Genomic DNA, 667 nt, shown 5'->3' with positions numbered 1-667 from the left:
AAGCTGCACGCAGCACCCTCGTGATCGGTGTCACTTAGCGCTGACAGAACGGTGCCAATCAGCGCTGATATCTACACGCGCGGCATACCCCAAAGCCGTCCAGAGACTACGTCTCAATTAGGTCTTAAGTCCACAATTCTTCTCACCCATTTGTGGACGGATATATCATGGCGCGACGCGACCTCCTGACCGATAGCGAACGGCACGCGCTGTTCAACGTGCCCGCAGCCCGCGAGGATCTCGCACGGCATTATATGTTATCGTCTCGGGACTTCGCACTGATTGCTGAGCGGCGGGGCGACACGAACCAGATCGGCTTCGCTGTGCAGCTGGCGCTGATGCGCCATCCAGGGTTTGGATTTACGCTCGAAGTCGGCGCGCCAGGACACCTCGTCGCGTTCATGGCCGAGCAGATCGACGTGTCCGCATCAGCGTTCGACACCTACGCCGCCCGACCCGCGACAGCGTCGGTCCATGCCCGGCAGGTGGGAGGCGCTCTCGGGCTTCGCGGGCCCACCAATGCCGATCTGCCATTGCTGATCGAGGCAGGGGCAAAAGCCGCTTGGTCAACCGATCGCGGCTTGCCAATCGTGGTCGGCATCATGGAATCGCTGCGGGCATCAGGCATCACGCTGCCATCCCCATCGGTGATCGAGCGCGCCGGAAT

Annotated in this window: 1 protein-coding gene; it reads left to right on the top strand. The window is 61.5% G+C overall.

What is annotated here, in order from left to right; genetic code table 11:
* Positions 1-167: 167 nt before the first annotated feature.
* A partial coding sequence (locus QHC67_RS18985; RefSeq protein WP_319296726.1) for a DUF4158 domain-containing protein occupies positions 168-667 on the top strand: 500 nt, incomplete at its 3' end.

This window comes from Sphingobium sp. (assembly GCF_033795625.1).
In the GTDB taxonomy this organism is placed as follows: Bacteria; Pseudomonadota; Alphaproteobacteria; order Sphingomonadales; family Sphingomonadaceae; genus Sphingobium.
The sequence above is the reverse complement of the archived record's forward strand: the minus strand, read 5'-3'. Positions and strand labels throughout refer to the sequence as shown.